Source organism: Sporolactobacillus putidus, from assembly GCF_014647035.1.
GTDB lineage: Bacteria > Bacillota > Bacilli > Bacillales > Sporolactobacillaceae > Sporolactobacillus > Sporolactobacillus putidus.
The window spans coordinates 19,777-40,221 of sequence record NZ_BMOK01000017.1 but is presented as its reverse complement, the minus strand read 5'-3'; the positions used below and the strand labels follow the sequence as shown (position 1 = coordinate 40,221).

General features: G+C 48.7%; 25 protein-coding genes. All 25 read right to left on the bottom strand.

Going from position 1 to position 20,445, the window contains the following annotated elements:
- Nucleotides 1-363 carry a 50S ribosomal protein L18 gene (gene rplR, locus IEX81_RS14885; protein WP_188804732.1) on the bottom strand — a complete coding sequence of 121 codons (363 nt, stop codon included), beginning with the start codon at nucleotides 361-363 and terminating at the stop codon, nucleotides 1-3.
- A gap of 92 nt (nucleotides 364-455) precedes the next feature.
- Complete coding sequence (gene rplF, locus IEX81_RS14880) at nucleotides 456-992, bottom strand: 50S ribosomal protein L6 (protein WP_188804730.1); 537 nt, start codon at nucleotides 990-992, stop codon at nucleotides 456-458.
- Nucleotides 993-1,019: 27 nt separating this feature from the next.
- The gene (gene rpsH / locus IEX81_RS14875; protein ID WP_188804729.1) at nucleotides 1,020-1,418 is read right to left on the bottom strand and encodes a 30S ribosomal protein S8; all 399 of its coding nucleotides are present in this window, start codon (nucleotides 1,416-1,418) and stop codon (nucleotides 1,020-1,022) included.
- 33 nt (nucleotides 1,419-1,451) lie between these two features.
- Nucleotides 1,452-1,637, bottom strand: coding sequence for a type Z 30S ribosomal protein S14 (locus IEX81_RS14870; protein ID WP_130032512.1), 186 nt, complete (start codon nucleotides 1,635-1,637; stop codon nucleotides 1,452-1,454).
- 24 nt (nucleotides 1,638-1,661) lie between these two features.
- Complete coding sequence (rplE, locus tag IEX81_RS14865) at nucleotides 1,662-2,201, bottom strand: 50S ribosomal protein L5 (RefSeq protein WP_188804727.1); 540 nt, start codon at nucleotides 2,199-2,201, stop codon at nucleotides 1,662-1,664.
- Nucleotides 2,202-2,227: 26 nt separating this feature from the next.
- A complete protein-coding gene (gene rplX, locus IEX81_RS14860) occupies nucleotides 2,228-2,539 on the bottom strand; it encodes a 50S ribosomal protein L24 (RefSeq protein ID WP_188804779.1) in 312 nt (103 codons plus the stop codon).
- A 45-nt stretch (nucleotides 2,540-2,584) separates the two neighbouring features.
- On the bottom strand, nucleotides 2,585-2,953 hold the full coding sequence (gene rplN / locus IEX81_RS14855) for a 50S ribosomal protein L14 (RefSeq protein ID WP_188804725.1): 369 nt from the start codon (nucleotides 2,951-2,953) through the stop codon (nucleotides 2,585-2,587).
- A gap of 43 nt (nucleotides 2,954-2,996) precedes the next feature.
- Nucleotides 2,997-3,269: a 30S ribosomal protein S17 gene (gene rpsQ / locus IEX81_RS14850; RefSeq protein WP_188804723.1), complete on the bottom strand. Its 273-nt coding sequence runs from the start codon at nucleotides 3,267-3,269 to the stop codon at nucleotides 2,997-2,999.
- Nucleotides 3,270-3,285: 16 nt separating this feature from the next.
- Complete coding sequence (gene rpmC / locus IEX81_RS14845; protein WP_188804720.1) at nucleotides 3,286-3,489, bottom strand: 50S ribosomal protein L29; 204 nt, start codon at nucleotides 3,487-3,489, stop codon at nucleotides 3,286-3,288.
- Nucleotides 3,479-3,913: a 50S ribosomal protein L16 gene (gene rplP, locus IEX81_RS14840; protein ID WP_188804718.1), complete on the bottom strand. Its 435-nt coding sequence runs from the start codon at nucleotides 3,911-3,913 to the stop codon at nucleotides 3,479-3,481. Before rplP ends, rpmC begins: the two co-directional genes overlap by 11 nt.
- 2 nt (nucleotides 3,914-3,915) lie before the next feature.
- Entirely contained in the window at nucleotides 3,916-4,575 is a 660-nt protein-coding gene (gene rpsC / locus IEX81_RS14835) for a 30S ribosomal protein S3 (RefSeq protein ID WP_188804716.1), read from the bottom strand.
- Nucleotides 4,576-4,578: 3 nt separating this feature from the next.
- A complete protein-coding gene (gene rplV / locus IEX81_RS14830; protein ID WP_188804713.1) occupies nucleotides 4,579-4,920 on the bottom strand; it encodes a 50S ribosomal protein L22 in 342 nt (113 codons plus the stop codon).
- Nucleotides 4,921-4,937: 17 nt separating this feature from the next.
- Complete coding sequence (gene rpsS / locus IEX81_RS14825; protein WP_188804711.1) at nucleotides 4,938-5,219, bottom strand: 30S ribosomal protein S19; 282 nt, start codon at nucleotides 5,217-5,219, stop codon at nucleotides 4,938-4,940.
- A gap of 38 nt (nucleotides 5,220-5,257) precedes the next feature.
- Nucleotides 5,258-6,088 (bottom strand): 50S ribosomal protein L2, encoded by an 831-nt coding sequence (gene rplB, locus IEX81_RS14820; protein WP_188804709.1) that lies wholly within the window; start codon nucleotides 6,086-6,088, stop codon nucleotides 5,258-5,260.
- Nucleotides 6,089-6,116: 28 nt separating this feature from the next.
- Entirely contained in the window at nucleotides 6,117-6,407 is a 291-nt protein-coding gene (gene rplW / locus IEX81_RS14815; protein WP_188804707.1) for a 50S ribosomal protein L23, read from the bottom strand.
- Nucleotides 6,407-7,030, bottom strand: a complete 624-nt coding sequence (gene rplD, locus IEX81_RS14810) for a 50S ribosomal protein L4 (RefSeq protein WP_188804705.1) — start codon at nucleotides 7,028-7,030, stop codon at nucleotides 6,407-6,409. The genes rplW and rplD overlap by 1 nt, the downstream gene beginning before the upstream one ends.
- A gap of 17 nt (nucleotides 7,031-7,047) precedes the next feature.
- On the bottom strand, nucleotides 7,048-7,686 hold the full coding sequence (gene rplC / locus IEX81_RS14805; protein ID WP_188804703.1) for a 50S ribosomal protein L3: 639 nt from the start codon (nucleotides 7,684-7,686) through the stop codon (nucleotides 7,048-7,050).
- Between the two features lie 32 nt (nucleotides 7,687-7,718).
- A complete protein-coding gene (gene rpsJ / locus IEX81_RS14800) occupies nucleotides 7,719-8,027 on the bottom strand; it encodes a 30S ribosomal protein S10 (RefSeq protein ID WP_188804701.1) in 309 nt (102 codons plus the stop codon).
- 294 nt (nucleotides 8,028-8,321) lie between these two features.
- Nucleotides 8,322-9,509: an elongation factor Tu gene (gene tuf, locus IEX81_RS14795; RefSeq protein ID WP_188804699.1), complete on the bottom strand. Its 1,188-nt coding sequence runs from the start codon at nucleotides 9,507-9,509 to the stop codon at nucleotides 8,322-8,324.
- Between the two features lie 140 nt (nucleotides 9,510-9,649).
- Nucleotides 9,650-11,728, bottom strand: coding sequence for an elongation factor G (fusA, locus tag IEX81_RS14790; protein WP_188804697.1), 2,079 nt, complete (start codon nucleotides 11,726-11,728; stop codon nucleotides 9,650-9,652).
- Nucleotides 11,729-11,759: 31 nt separating this feature from the next.
- Nucleotides 11,760-12,230, bottom strand: coding sequence for a 30S ribosomal protein S7 (gene rpsG, locus IEX81_RS14785; protein ID WP_188804695.1), 471 nt, complete (start codon nucleotides 12,228-12,230; stop codon nucleotides 11,760-11,762).
- 32 nt (nucleotides 12,231-12,262) lie between these two features.
- A complete protein-coding gene (gene rpsL / locus IEX81_RS14780) occupies nucleotides 12,263-12,676 on the bottom strand; it encodes a 30S ribosomal protein S12 (RefSeq protein WP_188804693.1) in 414 nt (137 codons plus the stop codon).
- A 101-nt stretch (nucleotides 12,677-12,777) separates the two neighbouring features.
- Nucleotides 12,778-13,029, bottom strand: a complete 252-nt coding sequence (locus tag IEX81_RS14775; RefSeq protein ID WP_188804691.1) for a 50S ribosomal protein L7ae-like protein — start codon at nucleotides 13,027-13,029, stop codon at nucleotides 12,778-12,780.
- Between the two features lie 81 nt (nucleotides 13,030-13,110).
- Nucleotides 13,111-16,737 (bottom strand): DNA-directed RNA polymerase subunit beta', encoded by a 3,627-nt coding sequence (gene rpoC / locus IEX81_RS14770; protein WP_188804689.1) that lies wholly within the window; start codon nucleotides 16,735-16,737, stop codon nucleotides 13,111-13,113.
- A 96-nt stretch (nucleotides 16,738-16,833) separates the two neighbouring features.
- Nucleotides 16,834-20,355 carry a DNA-directed RNA polymerase subunit beta gene (gene rpoB, locus IEX81_RS14765; protein WP_188804687.1) on the bottom strand — a complete coding sequence of 1,174 codons (3,522 nt, stop codon included), beginning with the start codon at nucleotides 20,353-20,355 and terminating at the stop codon, nucleotides 16,834-16,836.
- Between the last annotated feature and the right edge of the window lie 90 nt (nucleotides 20,356-20,445).

Here is a 20,445-nt window from a genome sequence, read left to right as displayed (position 1 = left end):
TTAGAATTTAAGTCCGGCTTCCCGAGCGCCATCGGCAAGAGCCTGAATACGTCCGTGATAAAGGTAGCCGCTCCGATCAAAAACGACAGCTTCAATACCCTTTTCCAGAGCGCGCTGGCCAATCAGTTCGCCGACTTTTTTCGCTGCTTCGATGTTGCTGCCTTTTTCAAGATCAAAAGCCTTGTCGATCGTTGAGGAAGAAACAACCGTAACACCCTTGGTGTCGTCGATCAACTGGGCATATATATTCTTGGATGATCGAAAAACATTTAAACGCGGGCGTTCTGCCGTCCCGACAATACGGTGGCGGACGTGCAGATGCCTTTTCTGACGAATGGCATTTTTATCCTTTTTGGTAATCATGCACTATCGCTCCTTTCTTCTTATCATTTATAGACCATAAAAATTAGCTGCGCGGTAAGCGAAATCAAACAGCTTCCGGAAAACGATGAAACTTACTTACCTGTTTTTCCTTCTTTGCGGCGGACATGTTCGCCTTCATAACGAATACCTTTGCCCTTATAGGGTTCAGGTGAGCGAACCGAGCGGATGTTTGCCGCAACCTCGCCGACGCGCTGCTTGTCAATGCCGCTTACTATTACCTTGTTGTTGCCTTCTACATTGATCTCAATACCCTGTTCCGGAACGATTTCCACAGGATGGGAATAGCCGACATTCAGGATCAGATTTTTGCCTTGTTTGCTTGCCCGATAACCGACACCGACAAGCTCAAGATTCTTTGTGAATCCCTTTGTTACCCCTTCAACCATGTTGCTGATCAGGCTGCTGGTTGTTCCGTGCAGAGCGCGATGCTGATTGGAATCATCAGGTCTGGCAACTCTGATTTCATTATCTTCATGCTTAATGATCATATCCGGGTGAAAGCTGCGTGATAATTCACCTTTAGGTCCTTTGACCGTCACCTTCTGGCCGTCAATCGTAACCGTCACGCTTTCAGGAACGACTGTTGGTCTTAAGCCAATACGAGACATGGGGACACCTCCATTCTTGTTTCCAGATTACCAAACGTAGGCAAGTACTTCTCCGCCAACCTGCTGCTGACGGGCTTCTTTATCCGTAATAATCCCTTTTGATGTCGAGACAATAGCAATTCCCAGACCGCCAAGGACCTTCGGAACTTCATCTGCTTTCGCATAAACCCGAAGCCCTGGTTTGCTGATTCTTTTCAGCCCTGAAATCACACGCTCTTTATTACCACCGTATTTCAGAAACAAACGGAGCACGCCCTGCTTGTTGTCTTCCACATATTCAACATCTTTTATAAACCCTTCACGTTTCAGAATTTCAGCGATTTCTCTTTTGACTCTGGAACCGGGCAGCTCAATTTGTTCGTGCCGAACAATATTTGCGTTACGAATACGGGTCAGCATATCTGCAATAGGATCTGTCATGACCATGCAAATCGACCTCCTTCCCTAATACCTAATATTTTACCAGCTGGATTTTTTAACGCCGGGAATCTGTCCTTTATACGCGAGCTCGCGGAAGCAAATTCTGCATAATTTGAATTTCCTGAGAACCGAATGAGGACGTCCGCAACGTTCACAGCGTGTGTATTCCTGCACTTTGAATTTTTTCGGCCGGTGTGCAGATACAAGCATTGATTTTTTTGCCAAGATTCATATCCTCCTTTTCGATTATTATTTTGCAAACGGCATACCGAGCAGCGTAAGCAGAGCCGCCGCTTCCTCATCGGTCTTCGCCGATGTGACGATCACAATATCCATGCCGCGTACTTTGTCGATTTTATCGTAATCAATTTCCGGAAAAATTAACTGTTCACGGATACCCAGCGTATAGTTTCCGCGACCGTCAAATGCTTTCTTCGAAATACCGCGGAAATCGCGAACCCGAGGCAGAGCAACGGAGATCAGTTTATCCAGAAAATCATACATACGCTCTTTTCTGAGTGTCACTTTTGCACCGATCGCAACACCTTCACGCAGCTTGAAAGCAGCAATTGACTTCTTTGCGCGTGTGATGACCGGCTTCTGCCCGGACAGTGCGGTCAGATCCTCGACTGCGCTGTCCAGAACTTTGGAATTGTGGACGGCCTCTCCAACACCCATGTTAATAACGACTTTCTTGATTTCAGGAACCTGCATTACCGATGTATACTTAAATTTATCAATTAAAGCAGGGACAACTTCTTTTTCATATTTTTCTTTGAAACGGCCCATGCGTTTACCTCCTTTCAGAGACGTTTTTATTTATCTATAACTTCGCCTGTTTTTTTTGAAACGCGTACTTTCTTTCCGTCTACTATTTTGTGGCCTACTCGTGTAGGTTCATTCGTTTTTGGATCAAGCAGCATAACATTTGATACGTGAATCGGCGCTTCGTGTTCAAGAATCCCGCCCTGGGGACTCGCCTGATTCGGTTTTGAGTGTTTCTTTACGATATTGACACCCTCGACAAGCACGCGCTCTTTTGCCGGGTAAGCAGCGAGAATCACGCCTTGCTTGCCTTTGTCCTTACCGGATATTACCTGAACCTTGTCGCCTTTTTTCACATGCAGTTTCGCCATGTTAAGTGCCACCTCCTTTTCCCTGACCATTCAGAATTACAATACTTCCGGTGCAAGAGATACAATTTTCATAAACTGGCCGTCGCGCAGTTCACGGGCAACCGGCCCGAAAATACGCGTCCCGCGTGGGCTCTTGTCCTCACGGATCAGAACAACGGCATTCTCATCGAAGCGGATGTAGGAACCGTCCGAACGCCTGACTCCTTGTCTTGTGCGGACAACGACTGCTTTAACCACTTCGCCTTTCTTAACAACGCCACCTGGTGTTGCTTGTTTGACCGAAGCAACAATGACATCACCGATATTCGCTGTCTTCCGACCGGATCCTCCCAGAACTTTAATGGTCAGGACTTCACGGGCACCTGAATTATCGGCAACTTTCAAACGGCTTTCCTGCTGAATCATTAAAATGCGACCTCCCTTCGATCCCCGGTATTAAGCCGAAAGATCAGATGATAACGGATTCCTCTACGATTTTCACAAGACGAAAACGTTTATCTTTCGAAAGCGGGCGAGTCTCCATGATTTCAACGATATCGCCGACTTTTGCCTGATTCTTTTCATCATGTGTCTTGAACTTTTTCGAATATTTCACGTGTTTGCCATAGAGCCGATGGTTCTTGTACGTTTCAACCAGAACTGTAATGGTTTTGTCCATTTTATCCGAGACTACGCGTCCGACCAGGACTTTGCGGTCATTATTGCGTGTTTCTTCTGCCATTCAGATAACCTCCTTCTCAGCCGTTTTGAACATTCAGTTCACGTTCACGCAAAATTGTTTTCGCACGGGCAATGGATTTCCGAACTTCACGAATGCGAGCGGGGTTTTCCAATTGTCCGGTAGCGAGCTGAAAACGCAGATTAAATAACTCTTCTTTCAAAGACTTAACGTTCTGTTCAACCTCAGCAGTGGTCAAATTACGAATTTCTTCAGCCTTCATTTGCGTCACCACCCACTTCTTCACGTTTCACGATCTTCGTTTTAATCGGCAGTTTATGGCCCGCAAGTCTCAGTGCCTCATTCGCTACTTCTTCAGAAATGCCGCCGACTTCAAACATCACACGTCCCGGTTTTACAACAGCCACCCATCCTTCAGGAGCACCTTTACCGGAACCCATACGGACATCAAGTGGTTTCTTTGTATATGATTTCTGAGGAAAAATGTTGATCCAGACTTTCCCGCCACGTTTCATAAAACGTGTCATGGCGATACGTGCGGCTTCGATCTGGCGGCTCGTAATCCAAGCGGATTCCAGAGCCTGCAATCCGTATTCACCAAAAGTCACCGTAGCGCCGCCCTTTGTCTTACCGCGCATTCTGCCGCGATGCTGTCTGCGATATTTTACACGTTTTGGCATTAACATAATTATTTGCCTCCTTCCTTATTGTTCGTTCCTTTCGTCGGAAGGACCTCTCCGCGATAAATCCATACTTTAACACCGATCTTGCCGTAAGTCGTATCTGCTTCTGCAGTTCCGTAGTCAATATCGGCCCGCAAAGTATGCAGCGGAACAGTGCCCTCGCTGTAGTCTTCCGTCCGGGCCATATCGGCTCCGCCTAAGCGTCCAGCAACCTGGGTCTTGATACCTTTTGCTCCGGCTCTCATTGCTCTCTGCAGCGTCTGTTTCTGAGCGCGTCTCCAGGAGATTCGGCCTTCCAGCTGACGGGCGATGTTTTCTGCCACCAGTTTGGCATCAAGATCGGCCTGTTTAATCTCGAAAATATTGACGTGAACACGTTTTCCGGTCAGGTTGTTCAGTGCTTTTCTCAGTTCCTCTACTTCGGATCCGCCTTTACCGATGACCATGCCCGGTTTTGCCGTCTTTATGGTGATGTTGATCCGATTGGCCGCACGTTCCAGTTCGATGGATGAGACCGCAGCGTCTTTCAGTCTGTTTTCAACATATTTGCGAATCTTGATATCTTCATGAAGATATTCCGCATAGTTTTTATCAGCATACCATTTGGATTCCCAATCCCGAATAATTCCGATCCTGAATCCTATTGGATTAATTTTCTGACCCACGCATTATCCCTCCTTTTTTTCCGATACGATAATCGTTATGTGGCTTGTGCGCTTGTTGATTTTGCTCGCCCGTCCCTGAGCGCGCGGACGGAAACGCTTGAGCGTTGCTCCTTCATCCACGAACGCTTTTTCAACATACAAGTCTTCCGTATCCATATCATAGTTATGTTCCGCATTGGCAATCGCGGATTTCAGTACTTTTTCAATAATCGGAGATGCGGCTCTTTGCGTGTTTTTAAGAACGGCCATCGCGTAGCCGACATCTTTGCCCCTGATAAGATCGATAACAAGACGCGCCTTACGGGGAGCAATACGAATTTGTTTAGCAACAGCTTTTGCTTGCATCATAGTTCCTCCTTTCGTTAGCGGGCGCTTGTTTTCTTATCGGAAGATACATGTCCGCGGTACGTTCTGGTCGGGGCAAATTCCCCAAGCTTATGTCCTACCATGTCTTCCGTAATGTAAACCGGCACGTGCTTGCGGCCGTCATATACGGCAATGGTATGACCGATGAATTCCGGGAAAATAGTTGAACGGCGCGACCAAGTCTTGATGACTCGTTTTTCGTCTTTTTCGTTTAAAGCAACAACTTTTGTCATCAGGTGATCATCGACAAAAGGTCCTTTTTTCAGGCTTCGGCTCATTGGTAGGCCTCCTTCCAAAATAATGTATCTATCCACAATTATTTTTTGCGATGTCTGATAATAAACTGTTCAGAAGCATTCTTCTTCTTGCGTGTTTTGTAGCCCATTGTCGGCTTGCCCCATGGCGACATCGGCGATTTGCGTCCGACAGGTGCCTTTCCTTCGCCACCACCGTGCGGGTGATCGTTCGGGTTCATGACGGATCCGCGGACAGTCGGGCGAACGCCCTTCCAGCGTGTGCGGCCGGCCTTGCCTACAGATACAAGTTCATGTTCCAGGTTGCCAACTTGGCCGATCGTAGCCCGGCACGTTTCCAGAATCATCCGTACTTCACCGGATACAAGGCGGACAAGAACATACTTGCCTTCCTTGCCCAGAATCTGGGCAGAAGTCCCTGCAGAGCGGACCAGCTGACCGCCCTTGCCCGGTTTCAGCTCGATGTTGTGAACCGTGGTACCTACAGGAATATTTTTCAGCGGAAGTGCATTTCCGGTCTTGATATCGGCTTCTGTACCGGACATGATTTCTGTCCCGACCTGAATGCCTTTCGGAGCAATGATGTACCGTTTTTCTCCATCTGCATAATGCACGAGCGCGATGTTTGCCGTACGGTTCGGATCATATTCAATCGTTGCAATCCGGCCCGGAACACCATCCTTGTTGCGCTTGAAATCAATGATACGGTACTGGCGCTTATGACCGCCGCCCTGGTGGCGCACCGTCAGTTTGCCTTGATTGTTGCGGCCGGCTTTTTTCGGCAATGCTTTAAGCAATGATTTTTCCGGCGTGTTTGTTGTAATTTCAGCGAAATCCAGCGAGCTCATATTTCTGCGGCCGTTGGACGTCGGTTTGTACTTTTTAAGTGGCACGGTTATTGACCTCCTTCTTTAATGATGCTCATTCGCCGTCGAAGAAATTAAGTTCTTTGCTTTCAGGCGTCAAAGTGACAATGGCTTTCTTTCGTCTTACGGTGTAGCCTGAATAGCGGCCGTAGCGTTTCGGCTTGCCCTTTACGTTTATCGTATTGACTTTAACGACTTTCACGTCGAAAATGGCTTCAACCGCGCGTCTGATTTCAGACTTGTTGGCCCGAAGATCAACGTCAAACGTATATTTTTTATCGGCCATCTGATCGGTCGTCCGTTCAGTCAGCACGGGGCGCTTAATGATATCGCGTGGATCCTTCATTATCCAAGCACCTCCTCAAGCTTTTCGGCAGCTTCCTTAGTGACAATCAGTTTGCCATGGGCGACAACATCCAGGACGTTAACCTCGGGAACCGTCAGAACTTTCACATCCGGTATATTGCGCGAGGATAAAGCTACCGTTTCGTCATAATCATTTGTAACAATCAATGCTTTTTCTGATACCGAAAGATTCTTTAATACGGAAACAAATTCTTTTGTTTTCGGCGCTTCAAAAGAGAGGCTGTCCAGTACGATCAGATCTTTGTCGCTGACTTTGCCGGACAATGCCGAACGGATTGCCAGACGGCGTACCTTCTTAGGAAGCTTATAGCTGTAGCTGCGCGGAGTCGGGCCGAATACGGTACCGCCGCCGACCCATTGAGGAGAACGTATTGAACCCTGACGGGCACGGCCGGTTCCTTTCTGGCGCCACGGTTTGCGACCGCCGCCGCGTACGGCCGAACGATTTTTTACAGCATGCGTGCCTTGACGCTGTGAAGCTTGCTGCATAACAATTGCCTGGTACAAAACATGTTCATTAGGTTCAATCCCGAAAACGGCATCGGCTAATTCCACATTTCCTACTTCAGCACCCTTTTGATTAAATACAGTTAATTTTGGCATGGAAGTATCCTCCCTTCTTATTTGGCTTCTACTGCTTTTTCAGCAGTTTTTATAGTAATATAGCTTTTCTTTGCGCCCGGCACATTACCCCGGATAAGAATAAGCTTGCGTTCCAAATCAACTTTGGCAATGACAAGATTTTGTACCGTAACCGTTTCTCCGCCCATACGGCCGGCCAAATGCTTACCCTTAAAGGTATGTGCAGGGTCGATAACACCCATTGAACCGGGACGGCGATGATAGCGGGAACCATGAGTCATCGGACCGCGCGACTGATTGTTGCGTTTGATCGGGCCCTGGAATCCTTTACCTTTTGAAGTTCCCGTAACGTCGACGATATCTCCAGATTTGAATGTGTCTGCTGTGATTTCCTGGCCGAGTTCATACTCGTCAAGATTTACATCACGGATTTCCTTAATGAAGCGCTTAGGTTCTGCCTTTGCTTTTTCCGCGTGGCCTTTTGCCGGCTTGGTAATCAGCGATGCTTTCGTGCTGTCAAAGCCAAGCTGTACGGCTTCGTATCCGTCCGTTTCAGCGGTCTTCTTTTGAAGAACAACGTTGCCGGACACGTCGACAACCGTTACAGGGATCACATCGCCATTTTCAGCGAAGATCTGTGTCATGCCGACTTTTTTGCCTAAGATTCCTTTGGTCATCCGTAACACCTCCTAATTGTAATGAATTTGATTTATAGCTTGATTTCAATGTCTACACCTGACGGAAGATCCAGTCTCATCAACGAATCAACCGTCTGCGGTGTTGGCTCAACAATATCAACTAAGCGTTTGTGTGTGCGCATTTCGAATTGTTCACGCGAATCTTTGTATTTGTGTACCGCTCGCAGAATCGTATAAACCGATTTTTCAGTAGGAAGCGGAATCGGTCCGGACACCTTTGCTCCCGAACGTTTTGCCGTTTCCACGATTTTCTCAGCGGACTGATCCAAAATACGGTGATCATATGCTTTTAAACGAATGCGAATCTTTTGCTTTGCCATGTTACATTCCCTCCTTTTTTCGTCCATTTTTCAAAAACAGACTTGCTCCGCGGAAATATCCGTCTAACCCGCCTTGGCAAAGGAGCCGGGTGTATCCGCAACCTTCCGCATCATTGCTGCAAACCAACCTCACTATTATACATGATTGAAAGACACAAGGCAAGGCGCATAACTTTGCTTTTTTATCAACAACTGTTTCATTATAGGAAGTTCCTGCAAAAAAATCAATATTTTACGGTTTTCTGTACTCAAAAAGGGGCGCCCTTTTCAGGACACCCCTTTTTATTACTTTAATCATTCAACGATTTCTGAAACAGATCCGGCACCGACGGTACGTCCGCCTTCGCGGATTGAGAACTTCGTACCTTGTTCAATAGCGATCGGAGCGAGCAGTTCAACGTCCATCGTAACGTTGTCACCAGGCATAACCATTTCAGTGCCTTCCGGCAGCGTGATCGTTCCTGTAACATCGGTTGTTCTGAAATAGAACTGTGGACGGTAGTTGGTGAAGAACGGAGTATGACGGCCGCCTTCTTCTTTCTTCAGAACGTAAACCTGAGCTTTGAATTTTTTGTGTGCAGTAACCGTACCCGGTTTAATCAGTACCTGGCCGCGTTCAACGCCTTCACGGTCAACACCGCGCAGCAGTGCGCCGATGTTGTCGCCTGCTTCAGCATAGTCCAGAGTCTTGCGGAACATTTCAACGCCTGTAACAATGCTTTTCTTAGGTGCATCAGTCAAACCGAGGATTTCAACTTCATCACCGATTTTAACCGTTCCGCGTTCAACACGTCCGGTTGCAACCGTACCACGGCCTGTGATTGAGAAAACGTCTTCGACCGGCATCATGAACGGCTTGTCGTTTTCACGAACAGGAGTCGGAATGTAGTCGTCAACTGCATCCATCAATTCAAGGATATGTTTTTCTTCTTCAGGATCGCCCTGCAATGCCTTCAGTGCCGAACCCTTAATAACCGGTACATCGTCGCCCGGATAATCATATTCAGTGAGAAGATCGCGAACTTCCATTTCAACCAGTTCAAGAAGTTCCGGATCATCCACCTGGTCCGTCTTGTTCAGGAAAACGATGATCGCAGGAACACCAACCTGATGAGCGAGCAGAATGTGTTCGCGTGTCTGAGGCATCGGGCCATCGACTGCAGATACAACAAGAATCGCACCGTCCATTTGAGCAGCGCCGGTGATCATGTTCTTGACATAGTCGGCGTGTCCTGGGCAGTCAACGTGTGCATAGTGACGGGTGTCCGTCTCATATTCAACGTGAGCCGTCGAAATCGTGATTCCGCGTTCCCGCTCTTCCGGAGCGCCGTCGATGGTATCATATGCACGGGCCTGTGCTTTGCCTTGCTTGGCCAGCACGGTTGTAATCGCAGCGGTCAAGGTTGTTTTGCCGTGGTCGACGTGACCAATTGTACCGATGTTAACATGCGGTTTTGTACGTTCATAATGTTCTTTAGCCATGGAATTTATATCCTCCTTTAAATTCAAAGCAAATTTTTTTAATTTATATGCAGTAAGGAATCCGGCAGGTACAAGCCGTCGTCCTTAGCTTACAATAAAACAAAAGTTGTGACAATGTGCCTATCGATGAATACCGGTTGTTATTCACCGGTATTCTTTTTAATAATCTCTTCACTGACGCTCTTCGGAACTTCTTCGTAATGATCGAACTGCATCGTAAATGTTCCACGTCCCTGAGTGGCCGAACGAAGAGTTGTCGCATAGCCGAACATTTCTGCCAGAGGCACATGGGCACTGACAACCTGAGCACCCGCACGCGCTTCCATCCCGTCCACACGTCCGCGCCGACTGGTTATGTCGCCCATAATATCGCCAAGGTATTCTTCAGGCATGCTGACTTCTACTTTCATGATCGGTTCCAGGATAACCGGTGCACAGATATTCTTGGATGCTTTCAGCGCCATCGAAGCAGCGATTTTGAACGCCATTTCACTTGAATCAACATCGTGATAGGATCCGTCAACCAGGCTTGCCTTGACATCGATAAGCTGATATCCGGCAAGAAGTCCGTTCTGCAGGGCTTCTTTCAAACCTGCCTCGACCGCAGGGATGTACTCGCGAGGAACGACGCCGCCGACGATTTTGTTTTCAAAAACAAATCCTTCGCCTTCTTTGAGCGGCTCGAATTCGATCCAGACGTGTCCGTACTGCCCGCGGCCACCGGACTGACGGATGAACTTGCCTTCCGCCCTGCCTGCTTTCGTGAGCGTTTCACGATAAGCAACCTGCGGAGCGCCGACGTTGGCGTCCACTTTGAATTCGCGGCGCAGGCGATCAACGATGATATCGAGGTGAAGCTCGCCCATACCGCCAATAATCGTTTGACCGGTTTCCTCATCCGTCTTCGTTTTGAAGGTTGGATCCTCTTCAGCAAGTTTTGCCAAAGCGATACCCATTTTATCCTGGTCTGCCTTCGACTTTGGTTCGATGGCAACATGAATGACCGGATCCGGAAATTCCATCGATTCGAGGACAATAAGACTGCCTTCATCACAAAGCGTATCACCGGTTGTTGTGTTCTTCAGCCCGACCGCTGCAGCGATATCTCCGGAGTAAACCTTTTTGATTTCGCTACGGTGATTGGCGTGCATCAGCAAAATACGGCCAAGGCGTTCACGTGAATCCTTTGTCGAGTTTTGAACATAAGATCCGGCTTCAGCCGTTCCGGAATAAACACGGAAGAATGTCAGCTTGCCGACAAAAGGATCGGTCATAACTTTGAATGCCAAAGCTGCAAATGGGGCGTTGTCATCTGCGGCGCGTTCAACTTCTTCTCCGGAATCCGGGAGTGTACCCTTAATTGGCGGTACATCGAGCGGAGACGGCAGGTAATCAATAACTGCGTCCAGTACGTGCTGAACGCCTTTATTCTTGAACGCTGTTCCACACAGAACAGGATAAAACTTGACGGCACAAGTTGCTTTGCGGATCGCTGCTTTCAGTTCTTCTTTGGTGATTTCATCGCCGTTAAGATACTTTTCCATGATGTCATCATCAACATCGGCAACCGCTTCAATCAGTTTGTCATGATATTCTTCGGCCTGATCCTTGTATTCATCAGGAATCTCTTCTGCTTCGACAATTGACCCCAGGTCATCTTCATAGATGAATGCCTGCATGCCGACCAGATCGATTTCGCCTTTATAATTGTCTTCAGCCCCCATCGGAAGCTGAATCGGATGGGCGTTTGCCTGCAGACGTTCATGCAACGTTTTGCATGAGTACAGGAAATCCGCACCGATTTTGTCCATTTTATTGACAAACACAATTCTCGGAACACCATAGGTCGTTGCTTGGCGCCAGACGGTTTCTGTCTGAGGTTCAACACCCGACTGAGCATCGAGAACCGTTACGGCTCCGTCAAGTACACGCAGTGAGCGTTCAACTTCAACGGTAAAGTCCACGTGCCCCGGGGTGTCGATAATGTTGATTCGATGATTTTTCCATTGAGCGGTTGTTGCGGCAGATGTGATCGTAATGCCACGCTCTTTTTCCTGATCCATCCAGTCCATTTGCGAAGCCCCTTCATGGGTCTCGCCAATTTTATGGATACGTCCGGAATAAAAAAGAATGCGTTCGGTCGTTGTCGTTTTACCGGCATCAATGTGTGCCATAATTCCGATATTGCGCGTTTTCTCCAAGGAGAAATCCCTCGCCATGGTTTTCACTCCTTCCTGCTATTTGTTGGTGTTACCAACGATAATGAGCAAAAGCCTTATTGGCTTCCGCCATCTTATGCATATCTTCGCGCTTCTTCACAGACGCGCCGGTGTTATTGGAAGCATCGATGATTTCATTGGCTAATCTTTCAATCATCGTTTTTTCGCCGCGCAGTCTTGAATAATTGACAAGATAACGCAGACCTAAAGTCGTCCGGCGTTCCGGGCGGACTTCAACCGGTACCTGATAGTTGGAACCCCCGACACGGCGTGCCTTGACTTCGAGAACCGGCATGACGTTCTTAAGCGCCTGTTCAAATACTTCCATAGGTTCCTGGTTCGTTCGTTCCTTGATTAAATCAAAGGATTGATAAAGGATGGTCTGAGCCTTTCCTCTTTTTCCATCTTTCATGATACGGTTGATCAGACGTGTGACCAACTTTGAATTATATAGTGGATCAGGTAAAACATCTCGTCTTTCGACTGGGCCTTTTCTAGGCATGGAAATTCCTCCTTCCTGTTTCAGTTCAATGATTATCCCTTAGGTTTCTTGGCACCGTATTTTGAACGGCCCTGTTTACGATCAACAACACTGGCCGTATCAAGTGCGCCGCGAATAATATGGTAGCGCACACCAGGAAGGTCCTTGACACGTCCTCCGCGAATCAGAACGACACTGTGTTCCTGCAGATTGTGTCCGATTCCCGGAATGTAGGCATTCACTTCAATGTTGTTCGACAGACGGACACGGGCATATTTGCGCAGGGCAGAGTTAGGTTTTTTAGGAGTCAGTGTGCCAACACGCGTGCACACTCCTCTTTTCTGCGGTGCAAAGTCATTGGTCAATGATTTCTTGAAACTGTTGTATCCCCTGTTCAGAGCAGGTGATGTTGACTTTTTGATTTTGGACTGGCGTCCTTGACGAATTAATTGATTAATTGTAGGCATTTACCTGTTCCTCCTTTCAAATTTCTAAACCCACTGATCCAGGCGGTTCCTTTTTCGCGCAAAAAAGTGTTTTTGCAAAAGATTTCTCTCTTGCAAAAACATTATCTTTTTATTGCAACGGCCGAGGCCCCGACTTCAATGCCGCAAGCCTGACCAAGTTTCTTCATAGAGTCCACGGTGCAAACCGGAACATCTAATTCTTCCGCAAGTGTCAGCACTTTACTGGTTACACGAAGATCTGCATCTTCAGCAATGACAACCTCTTTAACCCGGTTTTCTCTCATTGCCTTCAGCGCTTGTTTCGTACCAATAATAATTCCGTTTTTTGCTTGTGCCACTTTATCATAAGACATCGCAGCATCCTCCAAAGCAACAAGTGTTCAAGAACACTCAGCTATAATAGCACCAGGCGTTCCCTGTTGTCAACACCTTGTTTAACCTTCCTGGTTGATCAGCGCTTCGTCTCGCGGGGCGCTTTCAGTGTTCGTTCCCTCTTTGTCTTCGGTCTCAATAACGACGTTCCGGTACTTCGGCATACCCGTTCCGGCAGGAATCAGTTTGCCGATAATGACATTCTCTTTCAGGCCGAGCAGTTCATCCACTTTTCCTTTGATCGCCGCATCGGTCAGCACGCGAGTGGTTTCCTGGAATGAAGCTGCAGACAGGAACGAATCCGTTTCGAGAGCTGCCTTGGTAATACCGAGAAGCACCGGATGGCCGGTTGCCGGAGCCTTGCGATGAAGGAGCACTTCACGGTTGTCTTCTTTAAACCGATGAACGTCAACGAGCGCTCCCGGAAGAACGGAAGTATCTCCGCTTTCGACGACGCGAATCTTCCGCATCATCTGGCGCACCATAACTTCAACGTGCTTGTCGCCGATTTCCACACCCTGCATCCGGTAAACTTTCTGCACTTCACGCAGCAGGTAGTTCTGCACGCCTTGCAATCCCACAACATGAAGCAGCTCTTTCGGGTCAATCGAACCTTCGGTCAACGGTTCTCCGGCTTTAATCTCCGTTCCTTCCATCACTTTCATGCGCGCGCTCAGCGGAACCGTGTAATGCCTTGTTTCAAGATCACCCTTAACCGTTACTTCCCTCTTATCCTTCAATTCACTGACTACGGTCACGACACCGTTGATTTCCGATATGGCCGCCTGCCCCTTTGGATTCCGGGCTTCAAACAATTCTTGAATACGCGGAAGACCTTGAGTGATGTCGTCGCCGGCCACGCCTCCCGTATGGAATGTGCGCATGGTCAGCTGCGTACCCGGCTCACCGATGGACTGCGCGGCAATAATGCCGACAGCTTCGCCGACCTCAACTTCAGAACCGGTTGCCAGATTGCGGCCATAGCACTTCTTGCAGACACCGTGCCGCGTTTCGCAAGTAAAGACCGTGCGAATTTCGACTTCCTCAATGCCGGCGTCGACGATCTTCGCCGCAACATCTTCATTGATCAGCTCGCCTTTATTAACAAGCAGCTCGTCGGTTTCCGGATGGTAAACCGTCTGGTTTGCCGTACGGCCGACCAAACGGTCATACAGGCTTTCAATTTCTTCGCTGCCTTCGCGGATTGCCCGAACCACAATACCGCGGTCTGTACCGCAGTCCTCTTCTCTGACGATAACGTCCTGAGCGACATCGACCAGACGGCGAGTCAGATAACCTGAGTTCGCAGTTTTCAGAGCCGTGTCGGCCAGTCCCTTCCGGGCTCCGTGTGTTGAAATAAAGTATTCCAGAACCGTCAGCCCTTCACGGAAACTCGAAATGATCGGCAATTCAATGATTCGGCCGGATGGATCGGCCATCAGCCCGCGCATTCCTGCCAGCTGCGTAAAGTTCGACGCATTACCACGGGCTCCGGAGTCGCTCATCATGAAAATCGGATTGGTTTTCGCAAGAGAGTCCATCAGTTTGGATTGAATGGTATCCTTGGCATCGCTCCAGATACCGACGACCCGTTCATAACGCTCGTCCTCCGTGATCAAGCCCCTGCGGAACTGTTTCATTACTTTCTGTACATCTTCTTCCGCCTTGTCGAGGATTTCCTTTTTCTCAGGAAGCACGATAACGTCGGAAACGCCGACGGTAATTCCCGCCTTTGTCGAATATTGGAAGCCCAGGGCCTTCAGCCGGTCGAGAAACTTGGAAGTTTCCGTGACTTTATAGCGTTTAAATACTTCAGCAATGATGTGTCCGAGATAGCCCTTCTTAAACGGAGGGATCTCTTCACGTCCGGAAATCTCCTTCGCTATGTCTGAACCCATTGGTATGAAATATTTGTCCGGTGTGGCGAGCTGAAGGTTGTGATCCGTCGGTTCGTTAATATATGGAAAAGACGGAGGCAGAATGCGATTGAAAATCAGCTTGCCCACTGTCGTCAGCAGATACTGTTTATTTTGCTCTTCGGTAAAAGTATGGTTATGAACGGACAATGCCGGAATGGCGATCCGTGAATGCAGGTGAACAAAGCCGTTATGATAAGCCAGCATGACTTCATTCGCATCTTTGAATACTTTTCCTTCACCGACAGCGCCTTTTCTTTCAAGCGTCAGATAATAGTTGCCGAGCACCATGTCCTGGGAAGGGGTAACGATCGGCTTGCCGTCTTTTGGATTCAAAATGTTCTGCGCGCCGAGCATCAGCAGACGGGCTTCAGCCTGAGCTTCGGTTGAAAGCGGAACGTGAACAGCCATCTGGTCGCCATCGAAGTCGGCGTTGTATGCCGTACACACGAGCGGATGGAGGCGGATGGCACGACCTTCAACGATTCTCGGTTCGAAAGCCTGAATGCCCAGCCGGTGCAGCGTTGGCGCCCGGTTCAGAAGAACCGGATGCTCCTTGATGACATCTTCAAGAACACCCCATACATCCGGGTGAACTTTTTCAACCTTCCGTTTGGCGCTTTTGATGTTATTAGCAATCCCGCGGCTGACCAATTCTTTCATAACGAAAGGTTTGAACAGCTCAAGTGCCATTTCCTTCGGGAGTCCGCATTGGTACATCTGCAGACTTGGCCCTACAGCTATAACTGAACGGCCCGAATAGTCCACACGTTTGCCCAGCAGGTTCTGGCGGAAGCGTCCCTGCTTTCCCTTAAGCATATGGGAGAGGGACTTCAGCGGACGGTTGCCCGGCCCCGTGACAGGACGCCCGCGGCGGCCGTTATCGATCAGTGAATCTACTGCTTCCTGAAGCATTCGCTTTTCATTCTGCACAATAATGCTGGGCGCGCCTAGATCAAGCAGCCTTTTCAAGCGGTTGTTCCGGTTGATCACGCGGCGGTACAGGTCGTTCAGGTCGGAAGTAGCAAACCGGCCTCCGTCCAATTGGACCATTGGACGGAGTTCCGGAGGGATCACCGGGAGGACATCGAGCACCATCCATGATGGCTCGTTTCCTGATTCACGGAATGCCTCAATGACCTCGAGACGTTTCACAGCCCTTGTCCTGCGCTGTCCTTGAACGGTTTTCAGTTCTTCCTGCAGCAAGTTCGATTCTTTGTCCAAATCGACATCCTGCAGCAGTTTTTTGATGGACTCGGCGCCCATTCCTGCTTTAAAAGCACTGCCGTATTTTTCTCTGTAGTTGCGGTATTCTTTTTCGGAAAGAAGCTGTTTCTTCTCCAGCGGCGTATCGCCAGGTTCGGTCACGACATAAGATGCGAAGTAGATAACTTCTTCCAAAGCTCTCGGAGACATGTCGAGTAAAAGTCCCATCCGGCTTGGAATTCCTTTGAAATACCATATGTGGGACACCGGAGCTGCCAGCTCGATGTGGCCCATTCTTTCTCGGCGGACTTTTGCCCTTGTTACCTCAACGCCGCAGCGGTCACAGACGACACCTTTATATCTGACACGTTTGTATTTTCCGCAGTGGCATTCCCAGTCTTTTGTCGGTCCGAAAATCCGCTCGCAGAACAACCCGTCTTTTTCCGGCTTCAGGGTTCTGTAGTTAATCGTTTCCGGTTTCTTGACTTCACCATGCGACCATGACCGGATTTTGTCCGGCGACGCTAAACCAATCTTCATGAATTCAAATTTATTAACATCCAGCAAGGGGGCAACCTCCCTTTATTTTCAATGTTTTGGCAATCCTGCCACCGAGTTGTTTGACCAAGCTGTTGTTTTACTAGAAGAGGTTGATTCCGAATTTCAGACTTGTACGTTCAGACTGTCATCAAGCGTTTCTTCCTCGTCTTCGAGTTCCTTGATGACAATTTCCGAATGGTCGGCTGCCAAAACTTTGACGTCCATGCCAAGGCTTTGCAGTTCTTTAATCAAAACTTTAAATGATTCCGGTACGCCCGGTTCCGGAACATTTTCACCTTTGACAATCGATTCGTAAGTTTTCACACGTCCTACAACATCGTCGGATTTGACTGTCAGGATTTCCTGAAGTGTGTGTGCAGAGCCATAGGCTTCAAGCGCCCAGACTTCCATTTCACCAAAACGCTGACCGCCGAATTGAGCCTTGCCTCCCAGCGGCTGCTGAGTAACCAGTGAATACGGTCCTGTGGAACGGGCATGCAGTTTATCGTCAACCATGTGGGCCAGCTTGATCATGTACATCACGCCTACAGATACACGGTTGTCAAACGGTTCGCCTGTTCGGCCGTCGTAAAGAATGGTTTTCCCGTCTCTTGAGAGGCCGGCTTCTTCCAATGTGCTCCAGACATCTTCTTCTCTGGCTCCGTCAAAGACCGGTGTTGCCACATGAATGCCCAGTTCGCGCGCAGCCATGCCAAGATGAAGTTCAAGCACCTGGCCGATATTCATTCGGGAAGGCACACCGAGCGGATTCAGCATGATATCAAGCGGACGTCCGTTCGGCAGGAAAGGCATATCCTCTTCAGGCAAGATTTTGGAAATAACACCTTTGTTTCCGTGACGGCCGGCCATTTTGTCGCCTTCATGAATCTTTCTTTTTTGAACAATATAGACACGCACAAGTTCATTGACACCCGGCGGGAGTTCGTCGCCCGCTTCCCGGGTGAATATTTTAACGTCGTGAACAATACCGCCGCCGCCGTGCGGCACTTTCAAAGAGGTATCGCGCACTTCACGTGCTTTCTCGCCAAAAATCGCGTGAAGAAGGCGTTCCTCCGCCGTCAGTTCCGTAACGCCTTTTGGTGTTACTTTTCCGACAAGAATATCACCGTCACGAACTTCAGCGCCGATGCGAATGATGCCCCGGTCGTCCAGATTTTTCAAAGCGTCTTCGCCGACATTCGGAATGTCACGAGTGATATCCTCCGGTCCGAGCTTTGTATCGCGGGCGTCCGATTCGTATTCTTCAATATGAATAGACGTGTAAACGTCATTTTTGACAAGCTTCTCACTCATAATAACCGCATCTTCATAGTTATAGCCGTTCCAGGTCATGAAGCCGACAAGCACATTGCGTCCGAGTGCGAGTTCGCCCTGATCCATCGAAGGACCGTCGGCGATAATTTCTCCCATGTCGACAATCATCCCTTTGTCAACAATCGGCTTCTGATTGTAGCACATACCCTGGTTGGATCGCTCGAATTTTGACAGTTTATAAGCGACTACATCGCCTTCTGTTTCCCGGCCGTCAACCGTCTCAAGCGTGCGGATTCTAATTTGTTTTGCGGAAACATATTCAACGCGGCCGCGATGCTTTGAACGGATTGCAGCTCCCGAGTCACGGGCCGATACATATTCCATACCGGTTCCGACAATCGGCGCCTCAGGCTGCAGAAGCGGAACCGCCTGACGCTGCATGTTCGCACCCATCAGCGCACGGTTGGAGTCGTCGTTGGCAAGGAAAGGGATGCACGCCGATGCGACAGAGACAACCTGCTTCGGAGAAACGTCCATATAATCGACGCGGTCTCTGTGAACAACGAGATTTTCACTACGGAAACGTGCCAGTATATGATCGTCCTTAAACGAACCATCGTCGTTCAGTTCGGCGTTCGCCTGGGCAACGACGTAATTGTCTTCTTCGTCCGCCGTCAGATAATCAATGTGCTCCGTTACTTTGCCTGTATCGGGATCGACCCGGCGATACGGGGTTTCAATGAAACCGTACTTATTTACACGCGCATAGCTGGACAGCGAGTTGATCAGACCGATGTTCGGGCCTTCAGGGGTTTCAATAGGACACATGCGGCCGTAATGCGAATAGTGCACGTCGCGCACTTCCATTCCGGCACGTTCTCTAGTCAAACCGCCTGGTCCGAGTGCGGAAAGCCGCCGCTTATGTGTCAGCTCAGCCAGAGGATTTGTCTGATCCATGAACTGTGAAAGCTGCGAACTTCCGAAGAATTCCTTGATTGAAGCGATGACAGGCCGGATATTAATCAGCGCCTGAGGTGTGATGCTGTTGGTGTCCTGGATCGACATCCGTTCACGAATCACGCGTTCCATCCGCGACAAGCCGATACGGAACTGATTCTGCAGCAATTCACCAACAGATCTCAGCCGGCGGTTTCCGAGATGGTCGATGTCATCTGTATCGCCAATACCGTGAAGCAGATTAAAGAAATAGTTGATTGACGACAAAATATCCGCGGGGGTGATATGTTTGATAGACTTGTCAATGCCGCAGTTGCCCATGACCTTAATCACTTTGCCCCTGTCTTCATCGAGCGGCGAATAGACGCTGATTGCCTGCACTCTGACCGTCTGGCCGGCAATGACACCTTCGTGAGGCGTATATTCCACAAAGCCCAGTTTTTTCTCAATCGTCGGCAACAGCCTGTCAAGAGTCCGGCGGTCGAGCAGTGTGCCTTCGTTAGCGACAATTTCTCCCGTCTCAGGATCTACAAGTTTTTCAGCCAGCCGCTGATTGAAAAGCCTGTTCTTAATGTTCAGCTTCTTGTTCATTTTATAGCGGCCGACATTGGCCAAATCATAGCGTTTCGGGTCGAAAAAGCGAGCTTCAAGCAGACTCTTCGCGTTTTCCACGGTCGGCGGTTCGCCGGGGCGAAGACGTTCGTAAATTTCGACAAGCGCTTTATCTGTACTGTCCGTATTATCTTTTTCCAAAGTGTTTCTAAGAAACTCATCATCGCCCAGAAGATCGATAATCTCCTGATCTGTGCTGAATCCGAGGGAACGCAAAAGGACCGTCACAGGTACTTTTCTTGTGCGGTCTATTCTCACATAAGCCACGTCTTTAGCGTCGGTCTCATATTCAAGCCAGGCTCCCCGGTTTGGAATGACCGTCGCTCCAAAACCTTTTTTGCCGTTTTTATCGAATTTTTCATTGAAGTAAACACTTGGAGAACGTACCAGCTGTGAAACAATGACCCGTTCCGCACCATTAATGATAAACGTTCCCGCCTCTGTCATCAGAGGGAAATCGCCCATGAATACTTCCTGTTCCTTAACTTCACCCGTCTCTTTGTTAATCAGTCGAACTTTGACGCGCAACGGTGCAGCATAAGTCACATCGCGGGACTTTGCTTCGTCAACGGAATATTTGGGTTCTCCCAAACTATAGTCGACAAATTCCAGAATAAGATTTCCCGTAAAATCTTCCACCGGTGAAATATCCTGAAACATTTCCCGAATGCCCTCATCAAGAAACCACTGATAGGAGGCGGTTTGAATTTCAATAAGATTAGGGAGTTCCAGTACTTCTTTAATCCGAGCGTAGCTCCTGCGTTGGCGGTGGCGTCCGTATTGTACGAGTTGACCTGTCAACTATTTCACCCCTCAAATCAAGCATATTGAAAAAATCGGCAAACCAAACATCTGAGCTTACCGTAGTTCAAAAATTATTTGATTAGTTTT